This is a genomic window from Sphingopyxis sp. OAS728, assembly GCF_014873485.1.
In the GTDB taxonomy this organism is placed as follows: domain Bacteria; phylum Pseudomonadota; class Alphaproteobacteria; order Sphingomonadales; family Sphingomonadaceae; genus Sphingopyxis.
On record NZ_JADBDT010000001.1, the window covers coordinates 575,346 to 588,521 of the forward strand.

Genomic DNA, 13,176 nt, shown 5'->3' on the forward strand with positions numbered 1-13,176 from the left:
ATGACCGATCCGCTTGCCAACAGCTATTACGCCGCGACCGCCCATCCGTGGCGGTCCTCCTATGAAATGGGCGAGGATCTGTCGTTCGACGTTGCAGTGATCGGCGGCGGCTTTACGGGATTGTCCGCGGCGCTGGCCTGTGCCGAGCGCGGCTTTTCGGTGATCCTGATCGAACGCGAGCATATCGGTTTCGGCGCATCGGGCCGCAACGGCGGACAACTCATTCCGGGGCTTCGCTGGTCGGCATCCGAACTGGAAGACGAGTTCGGGCGCGAGCGCGCCGATGCCCTATTCGACCTTTGCTGGCGCAAGAACCGTGTCAAAGCGCGGATCGAGCAACATGGGATCGACTGCGACCTGAAGTCCGGTCATCTGGAGGCGGCTTGGACTCCAAAAGATTTCGGCGCGATGCAGCGCGAAGCGGAGTTTCTGGCAACGCGCTTTGGGTACCAAAGCGATGTCGTCCCAAAGGACGATATGGCCGATCATATCGCCAGCCCGCTCTATCAAGGCGGCGTTCACGACCCGCAGGGTGGTCATTTCCACCCGCTGAACTACGCCATCGGCCTCGCCCGCGCCGCCGAAGCCGCGGGCGTCCGCATCTGGGAGGGCGAGCGCGTTCACCGGATCACCGATAATCCCGACGGCCCCGGCGTAATGACCGACCGCGCGCATGTCGGCGCGCACTATGTCATCGACGCGACCGACAGTTGGATCGGCGAAGTCGAACCCGATCTCGGCCGCTACACCGTGCCGATCATGAATTATAACGTTGCGACTGCGCCGCTCGCGAACGCCGACGCGCTGCTCCCCAGCGATGCCGCGGTCGCCGACAGCCGCTTCGTGCTCAATTATTTCCGTCTCTCGGCCGACAAGCGGCTGATCTTTGGCGGCGGCGAAAGCTATTCGCAGGTGCCGCCCGCCGACATCGCCGCGTTCGTCAGACCCTATATGGCCGAGGTGTTCCCGCAAATCGCCGGCGCGAAGATCGATTATGGCTGGGGCGGCGTCGTCGCGGTCACGTTGAACCGGCTGCCGCATATCGGACGGCGCGGAAACATCTTCCACGCGCACGGCTTTTCGGGCCATGGCGCATTGGTGACGACCATCGCGGGCGAACTCGTTGCTGAAGCTGTGGCGGGGACGGCCGAACGCTTCGACATTCTCGCAAACCTGCCGGCGAAACCCTTTCCCGGCGGCAAATGGCTGCGCCGCCCGCTGGCGACGCTCGGGCTGCTCTATTATGCGATGAAGGACAAGCTCGGGTGATATCGCCCGCCGCCATCGCCCGCATCGCTACCCGCGAAGCCGACCGCTTTCGCGCGGCCAACTCGCGCGCCTTCGCGCATCATGCGGCGGCAACCGGCTGGTTCCAGTCGGTCCCCTTCCACTGGATGAAGGACTGGCCGAGCCCGGTGCCGATCGTCGCGGCCGCGGCAAAGGACGCGACGCTGACGAGCATCGACAACCGGACCTATGACGATTTCTGCCTCGGCGACACCGCGAGCCTGTTCGGCCACTCGCCGCCCGCCCTCGCCGCGGCGCTGGCCAAGCAGGCCAACGAAGGGCTGAGCTACATGCTCCCGACCGAACGCGGTGCCGCGCTGTCGCAGCGTCTCGCAGGGATGTTTGGCCTTCCCCAGTGGCAGGTGACGACTACCGCCAGCGAGGCTAATCGCGCGGTCATCCGCTGGTGCCGCGGGATCAGCGGGCGGTCCAAAATCCTGACCTTCAATGGCGCCTATCATGGCGCAGTCGACGACGCCTTCGTCGATCTGAAGGTCGGCGTACCGACGATGCGCGGCAGCTTGATCGGGCAGGTGCACGACCTGCGCGACACGACGACCGTGATCGAATTCAACGACGGAGCCGCGCTGACGGAAGCCTTGCGAGCCGGCGACATCGCCTGCGTGCTCGCCGAGCCGGTGATGACCAATGTCGGCATGGTTCGTGACGCGCCGGGATTTCTACATAAGCTCCGCTCGCTGTGTGACGAGACAGGCACTTTGCTGGTCTTCGACGAAACCCACACTATCTCGTCGGGCTATGGCGGCCATTGCGTCACGCATGGGCCGACGCCCGACCTGATGGTCGTCGGCAAGTCGATCGGCGGCGGCGTGCCGTGCGCGGTCTATGGATTTTCGGCTGCGGTGGCCGAACGCATAGCGGATCTCAACGCCTCGCGCCCACCGGGACACAGTGGCATCGGCACCACCCTGTCGGCCAACGCGCTCGCCATCACCGCAATGGACGCGATGCTGACCGACGTCATCACACCCGCAGCCTATGACCATATGCTGCGCGGCGCTGCACGCCTTGTCGCCGGGCTCGAGCAGGAAATCGCCACTGCCGATCTCGACTGGCACGTCACGCAGGTCGGCGCCCGCGTCGAATTCCTGACCTGCGCGGCGCCCCCGCGAAACGGCGGGGAGGCCAAGGCGGTGATGCACCCCGAACTCGAAGCCGCGATCCACCTCTTCCTCGCCAATCGCGGGATTTTGCTGGCGCCCTTCCACAATATGATGTTGGTGAGCCCGGTCACGTCGGACGAACAGATAGACCGGCTCGTCGGCGCTTTCGCCGACTGCACGAAAGCGTTGAAGGAGTAGAGGGGCAATGTCGAAGTCATCAGGCGTGATCGCGCCGCGGTCGGAGGCCGAGGCCTTTTTCATGGCGAACCCCGACGTCGACTCTATCGAGATGATCTACACCGACTTCGGCGGCGTTCCGCGCGGAAAGCGCCTGCGCCAGCACGAGGTGATGGCGGTCTATGAGAGCGGGCGCATGTTCCCGGGCTCGATCACCGTCGTCGATATCACCGGACAGGACACGGTCGAAACCGGTCTCGTGTGGGAGGATGGCGACGCCGACCGCTCGATGAAGCCGATCCCCGGCACGCTCGTCCGCACCCCGTGGGGCGGCGACAACGCCGCGCAGTTCCTTGTCGACTTCTACGAGCTCGACGGCACCCCGCACGACCTCGACCCGCGCCATGTGCTCGGCGGCGTGATCGACCGCTTCACCGCCGATGGCCTTACGCCCGTGCTCGCGGTCGAGCTCGAATTCTATCTCGTCGACCCACGCCGCGCCCGAGATGGCAAGGTCCGCCCCGCCCGCCCCAGCTACAGCCGCGATACGCCGCGCAATGTCGAGGTCTATGGCCTGCGCGAGCTCGACGACTTCCGTCCCTTCTTCGACGCGCTCTACGCGGCCACCGACGTGCAGGGCCTGCCCCTCGAAAGCGCGATTTCCGAATTCGCCCCCGGCCAGTTCGAGCTGACACTCCGCCACAAGCCCGATGCGCTGCGCGCCTGCGACGATGCGATCATGTACAAGCGCCTCGTCAAGGCGATCGCGCAGCAACAGGGGCTCGAGGCGACCTTCATGGCCAAGCCCTTCGCCGATCAGGCGGGCAGCGGCATGCACATCCATGTCTCGGTCAACGACGGCAGCGACACCAACATTTTCGCCAGCGAAGACCCCGAAGGCACCCCCGCGCTCCGCCACGCGATCGGCGGTATGATCGGCACCGTCGGCGACGGCTTCGCGCTCTTTGCACCGCACGCGAACAGCTATCGCCGTTTCAAGGCGAACAGCTATGCGCCCGTCGCGCCGACCTGGGGCGTCAACAACCGCACCGTATCCTTCCGCATTCCCGCCGGCCCACCGCCGAGCCGCCATGTCGAACATCGCGCCTGCGGTGCCGACGCCAACCCCTATCTCGCGGTCGCTGCCGTCCTCGCGGGCATGCATCATGGCATGGCGAACAAGGTCGATCCGGGCACCGCGGTGGTCGGCAACGGCTACGACCGCGACAGCAGCGGCGACGACAAGCCGCCGTCGAACTGGTTCGCCGCGGTCGACCGCTTCCATGCGTCGAAATTGATGCGCGACTATCTCGGCGACCGCTTCGTCGACATGTTCAGCATCGTGAAGCGCGTGGAGCAGGACAATTATTTCAGCGTCGTCCCGACGCTCGATTATGATTGGTACCTGCGCAACGCATGAAAGTTTCAAAGAATCTTGGTGCAGCGCAAAAAAGCTCTTTCCAAGCCGACTTTATTGAGTCAGCTTGACGTCACACACAGGGAGGCTGGCCATGGATTTCAACGAACTGATCAAGCAGACCCGCGGGCGCCGCTCGCTCCTTCAGGCGCTCGGCGTCGCAGCGGTCGGGATCAGTTTCGGCGGGGTCGCGGCCTGCAGCAAGGGCGAAAGCAAGAAGCTGTCGAACGGCGAGGAGGCCAAGCTCAACTTCTACAACTGGGACACCTATATCGGCGAGAATACGCTCGACAATTTCAAGGAAGCGACGGGCGTCGACGTCACGATGGACCTGTTCGACAGCAACGATGTGCTGTTCGCGAAATTCAAGGCGGGCAACCCCGGTTATGACGTGATCGTGCCGTCGAACGACTTTGTCGAACGGATGAGCAAGGCCGGCATGCTGATGCCGCTCGACCATGCGCAAATCCCGAACAAGAAGAATATCGACCCGGCGTACATCAACGTCGAATATGATCTGCAGCGCAAATTTTCGATGCCCTACACATGGCTCGCGCTCGGCATCGGCTATCGCAAGTCGAAAGTGTCGTCGCCGCCCGACAGCTGGAAAGTGCTGTTCGACAGCCCAGAATATGCAGGCCGCATCGCTTGGCTGTCGGAGGCCGGCGACATGTTCCGCCTCTATGGCAAATATCTTGGCAAGTCGGTCAACGCGCTGACGCCCGCGGACATTGCGACGATCGAAAAGATGATGATCAAGCAAAAGCCCAATGTGAAGAAATTCCACGAGGATGACGGGCAGGACCTGTTGCTCAAGGGCGACGTCGACGTCGTGCTCGAATATAATGGCGACATCGCGCAGGCGATGACCGAGGACAAGGACATCGACTTCGTCGTGCCGAAGGAAGGCAGCCAGCTCAATTCGGACAATCTGTGCATCCCCAAGGGCGCACCGCATCCGAAGAACGCGCACGCCTTCATCAACTATATCCTCGACGCCAACGTCGACAAGGAAATCACCGAAACGATCCTCTATCCGACGCCCAATGCGGCGGCGAAGGCGCTGATGCCCGACAGCTACAAGAACAACCCGGTGATCTTCCCGCCCGCCGACGTGCTGGCGAAATGCGAATATGCGCGCTTCAACCCCGAGTTGCAGCCGCTGTACGAAGAAGCCTTCACACGGGTGCGGGCGGCCTGAGAGTCTGAAGGGGGCATCGGGGGGTGGCCGAACAGGACTGGAAAACGAACAAGAAGGTTTTCGCGGCGGTATCGCTGCCGACGCTCTTCTGGGTAATCCTGTTCTTCCTCGTCCCGATGGCGATCGTCTGGCTCTACAGCTTCGGCGAAAACAAGGGGCTCACCGAAATCGATATTTCGGGCACGCTCGACAATTACAAGCGCGCCACAGAATGGCTCTACGTCAGCATTTTCGGCAAGAGCTTCGCCGTCGCCGCGCTCGTCACGCTGATCTGCCTGATCATCGGTTTTCCGGTCGCGATGGCGATCACTTTTGCCAGCGAGAAATGGCGGCCGTGGCTGCTGCTCGGCATCATGCTGCCCTTCTGGACCAACCTGCTCATCCGCACCTATGCGCTGATGATGCTGCTCGGCACACAGGGTTTCGCGAACAAGGGGCTCGGTGCGCTCTGGGAGGGGACGAGCTGGATCAAGACGCTCGTCGGGCTCCAGCCGCTCCCGACATGGGAACCGGTGCAGCTTCTCTTCAATAATTTCGCGGTCGTGTTCGGTCTCGTCTATGTCCACCTGCCCTTCATGGTGCTGCCGCTCTACGCCGCGCTCGACCGGCTCGACCGCAGCCTGATCGAGGCAAGCCTCGACCTCGGCGCCGGCCATTTCCGCACGATCATGCGCATCGTCGTTCCGCTCGCCGCACCGGGCATCATCGCCGGGGTGATGATCACGTTGATCCCCGCCTTGGGCGCGTACCTCACCCCCGACCTCATGGGCGGAACCGACAGCCAGATGATCGCCAATGTCATCGAGCGCCAGTTCAAGAAAGCGAACGACTGGCCCTTCGGCGCCGCCCTCTCCTTCTTGCTGATATACGCCATGTTCGCGCTGATCGCGATCCAGTCGATGCGCAAAAAAGTGCCGGAGATCCACTGATGGCGCTCTTCGCCCGCACCCCGCGCGCACCGCTCGAATATAGCCGCACCCTCTGGATGCGCCTTTGGGTCGGTGCGGTAATGGTCTTCCTCTACGCCCCGCTCGTCGTGCTGATGATCTTCAGCTTCAACGACAGCAAGCGCAACGTCGTGTGGCGCGGCTTCACGACCAAATATTATGAAAAGGCGCTCGGCAACGACCAGCTGGTCGAGGCGCTGGTCAATTCGCTGACGATCGCGGCGCTCGCGACGATCGTCAGCCTCGCGCTCGGCGCGGTCGCCGCGGTGATGCTTTGGCGCTTCCGCTTTCCATTGAAGGGCGCGATCGATGGCACCATCTCGCTGCCGATCATCGTCCCCGAAATCTGCCTCGGCGTCGCCTTCCTGATGTTCTTCGCCGCGGTCGACTGGCCGACTGATCTCGTCTGGCCGTTCAACCTCGGCGCGATCACCATCGCGCATATCACCTTCTGCTTTCCCTTCGTAACGATGGTCGTGCGCTCTCGCCTCGCGACCTTCAACCGCGAGCAGGAGGAAGCCGCCAAGGATCTGGGTGCGAGCGAGTGGCAGGTGTTCCGCGACGTGCTGATCCCGCACATCAAGCCCGCGCTCGTCGCCGGCGCGCTGCTTTCGTTCACGCTCAGCCTCGACGATTTCGTCATCACCTATTTCACCAGCGGTCCCGACACGATCACCTTCCCCGTGAAGGTCTATTCGATGGTCCGCTTCTCGGTAACGCCCGAAGTCAACGCGGCCTCAACGCTGCTCATCATCCTCACCGTCGCCCTCACCTTCGTCGCGCTCAAGCTTCAGGGCGTGAAAGCCATTGCGGAAACCCACTGACCATGACCGAAACCGCACGCCCGATCATTCAGATCCAGAATGTCTCGAAACGCTTCGGCAAGGTCACCGCTGTCGACAATGTCAGCCTCGACATCAATGCGGGCGAATTCTTCGTGCTGCTGGGCCCTTCGGGCTGCGGCAAGACGACGCTGCTGCGGATGATCGCCGGGTTCGAACTGCCAACCGAGGGCAAGATATTGATCGACGGGCAGGACGTCACCGGCGTCCCGCCGAACAAGCGTCCGGTGAACATGGTGTTTCAGAGCTATGCCGTGTTCCCGCATATGAGCGTTGCCGACAATGTCGCCTATGGTTTGAAGATCGCCGGCGTGAAGGGCGGCGAGGTCAAGGACCGCGTCGCCGAAGCGCTCGAGCTGGTCAAACTCGGCGGGTTCGAGACACGCATGCCCGACCAGATGTCCGGCGGCCAGCGCCAGCGGGTCGCGCTCGCGCGCAGCCTGGTGATGCGGCCCAAGGTGCTGTTGCTCGACGAACCGCTCTCGGCGCTCGATGCCAAGCTGCGCGCGCAGATGCAGTTCGAGCTGTCCGATCTGCAGGAAAAGGTCGGCATCACCTTCGTGACCGTCACCCACGATCAGGACGAGGCGCTGTCGATGGCGTGCCGCATCGGCGTGATCAACAAGGGCGAGGTATCGCAGCTCGCGACACCGTCGGACCTCTATGAATATCCCGCCAACCGCTTCGTCGCCGATTTCGTCGGATCGGTGAACATCTTCGAGGGCAAGCTGACGCTCGATGATCCGGACAAGGCTGCGGTCGACTGTCCCGGCCTCGGCAAGGTGTATCTGAACCATGGCGTGACTGGCCCGCACGGCGCCGATGTATGGGTCGCGCTGCGCCCCGAGAAAATTTACCTCCACGTCCCCGGCGCCGGCAAAGCGGTTACAGCCGCGGCGCAAGACGCGCCCGACGGTCACAATTTCGCGCGCGGCAAGATCAAGGGGATGAGTTATCTCGGCGACATCACCCTGTTCGAGATCGAGCTCGAAACGGGCGCCTGCCTTCGCGTTTCGCGCCCGAACCTGTCGCGGCATGATCAGGAGGATTTCACCTGGGGCGACAAGGTGAGCATGCACTGGCGCGCGGATAGCCCGGTGGTATTGCTCGGGTGACCGCATCGGGCGGCTCGCCGATGCTTGCCGCAGCGGCGCTGCTGCTCGCGGCTGTGCCGTGGACATCGGGTGCGGAAACCAATTCGGAAACCAGCTATAATACCGTGATCCCGCTCTATGGCCGCGTGCTTGGCTTTCACCTGCCCGACGGCTTTGTCGCGCAGGCGCCAAAATCAAACGGCACCAATTTCCTGATGGAGTTCGTGCCAAAGGGTGAGACGGTCGAGACGTGGACCCGGCTCGTCACGATCCAGGCCTATAGGGGCGCAGCGCGAGAGCCGACGAGCAGCGCCGATATCGCGCGCGGCGCATTCGAGCCCAAGGCCTGTAACATCGGCCCCGTCTATCTGTTCGGCGGCGAGCAGGTCGTGCACGGCGCGCTCAAACGATCGCTTGTCGTCAACGGCTGCGCCTCGCTCCCCGCGGGCGCCTATCCCAAGGCGATGAGGGGCGCGAGCGAACGCGATGCGATCCTCTTCTTTCGGGATGCAGACACGCTCTACACGTTGAACTATGCCGAGCGGTCACCGCTGGCGAACAAGGTCGCGCCCTTCACGCTCGACAGCGCGAAGGCAAAACTGACCGAAATCTTCGGCGACGTAAGGCTGTGCACAAATGCGGCCGAGCCGGGTTGCAAGGAGATCATCGCCGTCAACGAAGCGCGTCGCGCGGCGCAATAAAGCGAATGGGCGCGTCTAGTGCGCGGCCTTCTTTCCCGGCAGCAGGTGGAGCACGCCGACAATCACGCCACCGAGGATCAGCCCGAACACGCCCGCCCCGCCGGCATTGATCAGCCACTCCCAAACGCCCGCGCCCGGCAGGTTGCCCGCCACCGAATGCGCGAAATCGTGGAGGCCATGCCCGATATTGCCGATGTGATATTCATCGAGTCCGTGCAGGAAAATCTGCCCGCCGACCCACAGCATTGCCGCAGTGCCGATCAGCGCAAGCGCGGAGAGCAGCTTGGGCATGAAGGACACCAGCCCGCGCCCGATTGCCCGGCGCGCGCTATTGCCCTCTTTCGCCATGTGCAGCCCGATATCGTCCATCTTCACGATCAGTCCGACGACACCGTACACCGCAACGGTAATCGCGATCGCAACCACCGCGAGCGTCGCGGCGCGCATCGCGAAATGCTCGTCGAGCACTTCATTGAGTGCGATCACCATGATTTCGGCCGACAGGATGAAGTCGGTGCGCACTGCGCCCTTCACCATCGCTTCTTCATGATCCTTGTCGGCGACGATCTCGGCGTCTTCGGCCAGGCTCGTCTTGTCCTTCTGCAACGCGTGGATAACCTTCTCTGCCCCCTCGAAGCAGAGATAGGCCCCGCCGATCATCAACAGCGGTGTGATCGCCCATTGCGCGACCGCTGACAGCAGCAACAGCGCGGGCAGGATCAGCACCAGCTTGTTGAAGATTGACCCCTTGGTGATCCGCCAGATGATCGGCAGTTCGCGGTCGGGGGTAAAGCCGGTGACGTAGCGCGGCGTCACCGCCGTATCGTCGACGACCACCCCCGCCGCCTTGACCCCGGCCTTCGACGCCGCGGCGCCGATATCGTCGATGCTCGCGGCGGCGACCTTGGCGATCGTCGCAATATCGTCGAGCAGGGCAAAAAGGCCGGAGGGCATAGGGGTTTGATCTTTCCTGTCTAAAGCGCGCGGAGTTTCGGCATCACCTCATCGAGAGATTTGCGGATGATGGCAACCATCTCGTCAATCTGTTCGGTCGTGATGATCAGCGGCGGGCACATGACGAGGCTGTCGCGGATGCCGCGCACCATCAGCCCGTTCGCGATGCACGCGTCGCGCGCCATCGGTCCTGCGGTCCCCTCGGCTCCGCCGAAGCGCGCCCGGGTTTCCTTGTCGGCGACGATCTCGACCGCGCCGAGCAGCCCGATCGAGCGTGCTTCGCCGACAAGCGGATGATCGTTGAGCGTTGCGAGCGCCTTGGCGAGATGCGGGCCGGTGACGCTCCCGGTCCGCTCGACCAGCCCTTCGCGTTCGATGATCTCGATATTCTTGAGCGCGACCGCCGCCGCGACCGGATGCCCCGAATAGGTGAAGCCATGCACGAAATCGCCGCCGGTCTTGAGCACCTCGACAACATGGGCCGCGACCGCTGTGGCGGAGATCGGCAGGTAACCTGAAGACAGCCCTTTCGCCATCGGCATCAAGTCGGGGGTGAAGCCCATCGTTTCATGGCCCCACATCTTGCCGGTGCGTCCGAACCCACAGATCACCTCGTCGGCGACGACCAGCAGCCCATATTTGCGCGCAACCGCCTCGACCTTCGGCCAATAGCCCTTCGGCGGGATAATCACGCCGCCCGCGCCCTGCACGGGCTCGCCGATGAAGGCAGCGCAGTTTTCAGGCCCGACCTCGATGATCTTGTCCTCGATCACCTGAACGCAGGCGTCGCAGAATTCCTCCTCGGTCATCCCCTGCCCTTCGCCGAAGCTGTAGGGCTGGCGCACATGTTCGACGCCAGGAATGGGCAAATCGCCCTGCGCGTGCATCGCCTTCATGCCCCCGAGCGACACGCCCGCGACGGTCGAGCCGTGATAGGCGTTCCAGCGGCTGATAAAGACCGTGCGCTTGGGCTCGCCCTTCAGATTCCAATAATGGCGCACCATGCGGAACACTGTGTCGTTCGCCTCGCTGCCCGAAGCGTTGAAGAAGATATGCGGCAGGCGGTTGCCGGTCAGGCTGGCGATCTTTGCCGCGAGCGTCACGGTTGGCGGCGTCGCGGTCTTGAAGAAGGTGTTGTAGAAGGGCAGCTCGCGCATCTGTGCCGCGGCCGCCTCGACCAGTTCCTCGCGGCCATAGCCGACGTTGACGCACCACAGCCCCGCCATCCCGTCGAGGATACGGTGCCCGTCGCCGTCCGTAATGTAGCAGCCTTCGGCGTGGGTGATGATACGGCTGCCGCCGAGCTTTTCGATTTCGGCCCAGTCGGCCTGTGCGGGAAGGTGATGTGCGACGTCGAGACGGCGCAGTTCGGCGATATCGTGATTGCGGGGCATGCTGAAACTCCTGATTGTCTGGAAACCGAACGAAACCGGATCCGAGAAATCAGGGGGAGAAGCTGATCCGTGCAAGATAACGGTCGTATCGGGTGACGCGCCGGTTCACAGCTCGCCTCGCAACGCCTGCCCAAGCAACCGGAAATAGGTCTGGCTTTCTCCGTTTCCGTCGACCGCCCATTCGGGATGCCATTGCACGGCGAGCAGCGGCGCGCCGTTCGGACGGGCGCTGAACGCCTCGACCAGTCCGTCGGGCGCGCGCGCCTCGACTGAGAGCCCGTCCGCGAGGCGACCGACACCTTGATAGTGGACCGAGTTCACGTCGAGCGCCGATGCGCCATAGGCCGACGCGAGCATCCCACCCTCGACCAGATCGACATGATGGCGATGATCGAACATCGCGTCGAACAATGTCCCGTCGGGGGTATGATGACGCAGCAACTCGCCGTTCGTCGCGGTGTCACGCCGCAGCGTACCGCCGAGCGCGACATTGATGTCCTGAAAGCCGCGGCAGATACCGAACAGCGGCCGTTGCGCCGCGATCACCGCATCAACCAAGTCGCGCATCATCCGGTCGCGATCGGGATCAAACGGCCCCTCCCCTTCGCTATCCTCGCCGTAGCGCGCGGGCTCGACATTCGAGGGCGATCCGGTGAGCAGCACCCCGTCGAGCCGCCCGACGATCTCGTCGGCGCGCATATGGTCGGGAAGCGACGGGATCAGCAGCGCGGCGCAATCCGCGTGGCGCATCGCGGCCTTGGCGTAGCGGTTCATCACCGCCTGCGCATATTCGGCACCGACCTGCCGGTTGCAGGCGATGATGCCGAGGACAGGACGGGCGGACACTTGCGGGAGAATCCTCTAAAAAAGCGAGGATTCCTTGCTGCCGATTTTCTTGAGAGGATGCCAGAGGAAATTGCGTCAGGCGTGTTGCCGTGCAAAAGCGGCCGCCGCGCCAAATAGCCCCGGCTGCGGATGCGTGATTAACTTCACCGGCAGGGCGGACATGAAGCCTTCGAAGCGACCCTTTTCGATAAAGCGTTCGGGAAAGCCCGACCGCACGAGACTGTCGCGAATGCGCAAACCAAGGCCGCCGGCGATGACGACACCGCTCGCGCCCTGCGCCAGCGCAAGATCGCCCGCCACGCTGCCGAGCGACAGGCAGAAACGATCGACCGCCGCTGCGGCGAGGCTGTCGCCCCCTTGCAAAGCATTGGTCCAGATCGCCTTGTCGTCGAGCCGAGGGATCGCGCGCCCTTCGAGCGCCGCCAGCGTCTCATAAATGTCGACGATACCGGGCCCCGAGACGATGCGTTCGATCGACACACGCCGGTGCCGCTTGCGCAGTCGCGCAAGGATCGCATCCTCGATGCTGTCGAGCGGCGCGAAGTCGATATGCCCGCCCTCGGTCGCCTGTACCCGGTAGTTGTCGCCGTCGCGCCAGATATGCGCGACTCCCAGCCCGGTGCCGGGGCCGATGATGGTGATCGTACCCGTTGCGGGCAGCGGCTCGTCGGGGCCGGTCAGTCGCTCGAAATAGCTTTCGCCGGCCTGCGCAACGGCATGCCCCACCGCCTCGAAATCGTTGACGAGCACATAGTGGTCGACGTTCATCTTCTCGTTGATCAACGCCGGGCGAATGATCCACGGATTATTGGTGAAGCGGATGATCTCGCCGCGCGTCGGTCCCGCGATGGCGATCGCGACGCCGCGCGGCAGCGTGCCGCCCTGCTGGCGCTCGAAATCCTGCCACGCGGTCTGGAAACTGGCGTGATCCTTGGTGTGCAGCGTCGTCGCCTCGCCGAGCGACACGACGCGGCCACCTTCGATCTCGGCAATTGCAAAGCGTGCGTGGGTGCCGCCGATATCAACCGTGACGATCCGTTCGCTCATGACTCTCCCTTGCCGGTCCCAAGATCGCCGGTCCAGCCCGGGGAATGTCGCATGGCCGGGAGCGATGCAACAGGGCATAGCTATGCGCGCACCCTTGCGATTTGCCGGGAAGTGACATACTTGCGAATAGTTCGCAATAAAGGAT

General features: G+C 63.4%; 12 protein-coding genes. 8 read left to right on the forward strand and 4 right to left on the reverse strand.

Translation table 11 applies throughout. The annotated features are described in order from the left end of the window. From GGC65_RS02790 to GGC65_RS02825, 8 genes are all read left to right on the forward strand, one after another. The gene (locus GGC65_RS02790; RefSeq protein WP_192645770.1) at positions 1-1,269 is read left to right on the forward strand and encodes an NAD(P)/FAD-dependent oxidoreductase; all 1,269 of its coding nucleotides are present in this window, start codon (positions 1-3) and stop codon (positions 1,267-1,269) included. Then, positions 1,266-2,609, forward strand: a complete 1,344-nt coding sequence (locus tag GGC65_RS02795) for an aspartate aminotransferase family protein (RefSeq protein ID WP_192645771.1) — start codon at positions 1,266-1,268, stop codon at positions 2,607-2,609. The genes GGC65_RS02790 and GGC65_RS02795 overlap by 4 nt, the downstream gene beginning before the upstream one ends. Positions 2,610-2,616: 7 nt before the next feature. After that, on the forward strand, positions 2,617-4,008 hold the full coding sequence (locus GGC65_RS02800) for a glutamine synthetase family protein (RefSeq protein ID WP_192645772.1): 1,392 nt from the start codon (positions 2,617-2,619) through the stop codon (positions 4,006-4,008). Between the two features lie 91 nt (positions 4,009-4,099). Beyond that, entirely contained in the window at positions 4,100-5,206 is a 1,107-nt protein-coding gene (locus GGC65_RS02805) for an ABC transporter substrate-binding protein (protein ID WP_192645773.1), read from the forward strand. 23 nt (positions 5,207-5,229) lie between these two features. After that, positions 5,230-6,135, forward strand: a complete 906-nt coding sequence (locus GGC65_RS02810) for an ABC transporter permease (RefSeq protein ID WP_192645774.1) — start codon at positions 5,230-5,232, stop codon at positions 6,133-6,135. Further along, positions 6,135-6,977, forward strand: coding sequence for an ABC transporter permease (locus GGC65_RS02815; protein ID WP_192645775.1), 843 nt, complete (start codon positions 6,135-6,137; stop codon positions 6,975-6,977). The genes GGC65_RS02810 and GGC65_RS02815 overlap by 1 nt, the downstream gene beginning before the upstream one ends. A gap of 2 nt (positions 6,978-6,979) precedes the next feature. Next, complete coding sequence (locus tag GGC65_RS02820) at positions 6,980-8,110, forward strand: ABC transporter ATP-binding protein (RefSeq protein WP_192645776.1); 1,131 nt, start codon at positions 6,980-6,982, stop codon at positions 8,108-8,110. Next, positions 8,107-8,790 carry a hypothetical protein gene (locus tag GGC65_RS02825; protein WP_192645777.1) on the forward strand — a complete coding sequence of 228 codons (684 nt, stop codon included), beginning with the start codon at positions 8,107-8,109 and terminating at the stop codon, positions 8,788-8,790. Before GGC65_RS02820 ends, GGC65_RS02825 begins: the two co-directional genes overlap by 4 nt. A gap of 15 nt (positions 8,791-8,805) precedes the next feature. On the opposite strand, the gene GGC65_RS02830 is transcribed toward GGC65_RS02825, so the two are convergent. The 4 genes from GGC65_RS02830 to GGC65_RS02845 all read right to left on the reverse strand — a co-directional run bounded on the left by GGC65_RS02830 (position 8,806) and on the right by GGC65_RS02845 (position 13,031). Beyond that, complete coding sequence (locus GGC65_RS02830) at positions 8,806-9,744, reverse strand: DUF808 domain-containing protein (RefSeq protein WP_192645778.1); 939 nt, start codon at positions 9,742-9,744, stop codon at positions 8,806-8,808. A 20-nt stretch (positions 9,745-9,764) separates the two neighbouring features. Then, a complete protein-coding gene (locus tag GGC65_RS02835) occupies positions 9,765-11,138 on the reverse strand; it encodes an aspartate aminotransferase family protein (protein WP_192645779.1) in 1,374 nt (457 codons plus the stop codon). Positions 11,139-11,243: 105 nt separating this feature from the next. After that, the gene (locus GGC65_RS02840; protein ID WP_192645780.1) at positions 11,244-11,984 is read right to left on the reverse strand and encodes a gamma-glutamyl-gamma-aminobutyrate hydrolase family protein; all 741 of its coding nucleotides are present in this window, start codon (positions 11,982-11,984) and stop codon (positions 11,244-11,246) included. Between the two features lie 75 nt (positions 11,985-12,059). Then, on the reverse strand, positions 12,060-13,031 hold the full coding sequence (locus tag GGC65_RS02845; RefSeq protein WP_192645781.1) for an ROK family protein: 972 nt from the start codon (positions 13,029-13,031) through the stop codon (positions 12,060-12,062). Positions 13,032-13,176: the final 145 nt, after the last annotated feature.

Coding starts and splice junctions, on each gene's coding strand:
- GGC65_RS02790 (WP_192645770.1), top strand. CDS start 1: ATGACCGATCCGCTTGCCAACAGCTATTACGCCGCGACCGCCCATCCG.
- GGC65_RS02800 (WP_192645772.1), top strand. CDS start 2,617: ATGTCGAAGTCATCAGGCGTGATCGCGCCGCGGTCGGAGGCCGAGGCC.
- GGC65_RS02805 (WP_192645773.1), top strand. CDS start 4,100: ATGGATTTCAACGAACTGATCAAGCAGACCCGCGGGCGCCGCTCGCTC.
- GGC65_RS02815 (WP_192645775.1), top strand. CDS start 6,135: ATGGCGCTCTTCGCCCGCACCCCGCGCGCACCGCTCGAATATAGCCGC.
- GGC65_RS02820 (WP_192645776.1), top strand. CDS start 6,980: ATGACCGAAACCGCACGCCCGATCATTCAGATCCAGAATGTCTCGAAA.
- GGC65_RS02830 (WP_192645778.1), bottom strand. CDS start 9,744: ATGCCCTCCGGCCTTTTTGCCCTGCTCGACGATATTGCGACGATCGCC.
- GGC65_RS02835 (WP_192645779.1), bottom strand. CDS start 11,138: ATGCCCCGCAATCACGATATCGCCGAACTGCGCCGTCTCGACGTCGCA.
- GGC65_RS02845 (WP_192645781.1), bottom strand. CDS start 13,031: ATGAGCGAACGGATCGTCACGGTTGATATCGGCGGCACCCACGCACGC.